This is a genomic window from Streptomyces jumonjinensis (genome assembly GCF_009600885.1).
GTDB lineage: Bacteria > Actinomycetota > Actinomycetes > Streptomycetales > Streptomycetaceae > Streptomyces > Streptomyces jumonjinensis.
In genome coordinates, this window is sequence record NZ_VCLA01000191.1 from 105,855 (window position 1) to 108,660 (window position 2,806).

The 2,806-nt window shown below is 68.1% G+C and carries 3 protein-coding genes and 1 tRNA gene; 3 read left to right on the forward strand and 1 reads right to left on the reverse strand.

The window, feature by feature from the left end:
• Nucleotides 1–222 precede the first annotated feature (222 nt).
• Both FF041_RS30415 and FF041_RS30420 read left to right on the forward strand, forming a co-directional pair.
• Nucleotides 223–296: transfer RNA gene (locus FF041_RS30415), tRNA-Asp, on the forward strand.
• Nucleotides 297–950: 654 nt separating this feature from the next.
• Complete coding sequence (locus FF041_RS30420; protein WP_194292233.1) at nucleotides 951–1,280, forward strand: YciI family protein; 330 nt, start codon at nucleotides 951–953, stop codon at nucleotides 1,278–1,280.
• Here FF041_RS30420 and FF041_RS30425 read toward each other — a convergent pair.
• Entirely contained in the window at nucleotides 1,267–2,145 is an 879-nt protein-coding gene (locus FF041_RS30425; protein ID WP_153525764.1) for a relaxase domain-containing protein, read from the reverse strand. The genes FF041_RS30420 and FF041_RS30425 overlap by 14 nt on opposite strands.
• Nucleotides 2,146–2,606: 461 nt before the next feature.
• Between FF041_RS30425 and FF041_RS30430 the strand changes: the two genes are divergently transcribed.
• The coding region (locus tag FF041_RS30430) for a helix-turn-helix domain-containing protein (protein WP_194292234.1) at nucleotides 2,607–2,806 on the forward strand (200 nt) is incomplete at its 3' end.

Here is a 2,806-nt window from a genome sequence, read left to right on the forward strand (position 1 = left end):
GGGAGGCACGCACTACGTGCGCACCACCAACCGCAGGACAGGCGGCCCGCGTTGCGGGCCGAGGCCAGCCTTCGGCCGACCCGTGGCCTCCGCTGCGCTCCAGCCACCAAAAGGCGCAGCAACAGCAAGGGAGGGGGCGGTCCTTCCGGCTGCGCCTCCAAGACCCGAGGCCCGCTGCACAGGCCCCAGGTGGCGGCGCATAGGCTGTGCGTACCGCGGTGGGGGGCTGTAGCGCAGAGGTAGACGCGCCCTCTTGTCAGGAGGGGATGACGCCGGTTCGAATCCGGTCTGCTCCCCCGCCGTGCGTATTCCAGAGCGGCAGGCCCAGGGGGTGGGGCGGCACACAGCCGCCAGCGGCTGCGATAAACGCGGGGCAGGGCGGTTCCCAGGCTGGGTGCCTCACGACAGTGGACCGGCCACCCCGTGGCAGTCATGTTCAGAACCACTGCGGCGTGACTCAGAACAGCCCGTCGACCTGACTGACGCCCACCCCGTACCACCAACACGCCCATTCAGAGCAATCCCTTGGTCTGGGCACGTTGGAGCGGACCGGACTGGCTGCGAGGGGTGGAGGCGGGTTGTGCACGACCCCACCCATGGGGACTGCTGGTGGGGAAGGAGGAGTCCGCCCAGGACACACCCGCCGGGATAAGACGCACCGTTTCCATGACAGCGAGCACCCCGGTGATGTATCACAACGTGACAGAGAACCAGCCCGGGACACCACTTCCGCGTCAGTGACGAAGACAGCCTCCCGTCACATCACCAGTACAAACACAACCAACTGACCACCCATCACTGCCAACAGCCACTGACACCAAACCAGCACATCGCAACCGACGTGGCCACCGATGAGAATCGGTTCCCTGCACCGTCTACAGATCAACAGCCGCAGCGATCCACCTGGCAGCTCCGGCAACCGAAGCACGCAGAAAGAAAAGAGAAGAGCCGTGCAGTATGCACTCATCTACTTCTATGACCCCGCCGAGGCTGGGCCCGGCGGGGACGAAGAAGTGAAGGAATGGATCAACCTCGACAACGAACTCACCGAGGCCGGGATCAAGGTTCACGAAGCGGGATTCCATCCCGGCACCGAAGGCAAGACAGTCACCGTTCGCGATGGCGGGGCCGCTGTCGAGGACGGTGTGGCGGCAGGCAGCACGGTGGCCGGCTACTACGTGCTCGACGTGCCGGACGAGCACACTGCGGTCTCCTGGGCCCAACGGATCCCCGCCGCGCGGTATGGCCGGGTTGAAATACGCCAGGTCACCGTATTCTGAAACCTGCCTCTCTAGGCGATGAATGCCCAGAACGGGAAGAACCGGCCGGGGCCAGCAAGCACTCGCTGCGGCACCGGCCGGTGTCAACCCAGCGGCCTTCGATTCGCCTCCGGCCATGTCGCGGAGACAGATGCCGTTGTCGTCCTGGAGCACGGTGGCCACGGCAGGCTTCGGCGAGGAGGTGATGGCGGTGGAGGGTGCCGTCCTTGTTCATCACGAACACCACGGCGGCGACTTCGACGGCGGCCAGGGCGAGGTCGACGACAGCCGGGATACGGGCCCGGATCGCAGCCGAGGCGGCGCGGTCGAGGTCGAGGAGCGTGTCGATGAGGTCCGCCCCGAACCTCGGGATCACGCTCGCCCGCCACCTCTCGCGCAGCTGGGCGAGCGAGCGGGCCGTCTTCCGTTTGGGCGGGCGCGTCTGACGGGCGGCCATCCGGTTGAGCTTGGCGCGGGTCCGCGCGGTGGCCAGGCCGTGCACCGGACGGACCTCATGGACCCCTTGTGCCCCGATACGGATGACCGCGGCCTCGTCCTCGATCCACACGAGCACACGCTCCATCACCCACTCGTGCGCGGCCTCAATGATCCGCCGTGTCTCCTCGTCCCCGAACGCCCACAGCAGATAGACCGACGGCGGCGAACGGACAGCGAACTCGACCCCGGTGACCTTCACCCGGCGGCCGAGCGCCCCGGCCCGCTCCGCTGCCTCCGGCGACTTGCCCGCGGCAAGCTCCCGGGCCTCGATCCGATCGGCATAGGGGTACCGGCCCGCACCGGACAGATTCCGCAGCTGCTCCTCGGTGACCTCCTCCCCCTCGACAAGGCCGCGTACGGCCAGGCCCCGGCCCATCCACCGCCCCACCGGGACACCGGCCTCCTGCTGCGCCTCACGAAGAGACGCACGGGCCGGGCGGGGGCCATGGCCGGCCAGACCTGGCGCAGTAGTAGCGGTACCTCTGGCCCACGGTGATCAGCTCGGCATCCATCGTCATAGACACCAGGCCACACAGCCCTGACCTGCAAGAACAGCCCCGTCAGAACAACACCCCGCCAGGCAGGGGCAACAGCCGAACTTTCTCCACAGGCGCCCGCCGGACGGGAACCGACCCCAGCCGGCGAGCCAGTGTCAACGCTCTCCGGCAGAGCCCCACGACAGCCGAGCAACAACCACCAGCGCCACGAACCACCCATCAGCCCCCGGCATCCCGGGGGCCCTCTCTAGTGCTGTGACCGCATAGGTTCGCCGGGTTGGTCGTCGTGGCGGTTGGATGTGCGGTGACGTCCGATCCGACCGCTGGAGGCTCGGTGGCCGAGCCTGTCCGTGTGCGCAGACTGACCGACCAGGAGGGGCAGCGGCTGCGGCAGATCGTGCGCCGGGGCAGCATCCACGCGGTGCGCTATCGGCGCGCGATGATGCTGCTGGCCTCGGGCGGCGGGAATGGGGTGCCGGTGATCGCCCAGCTGGTGGCGGCCGGCGAGGACACCGTGCGCGATGTGATCCACCGGTTCAACGAGATCGGCCT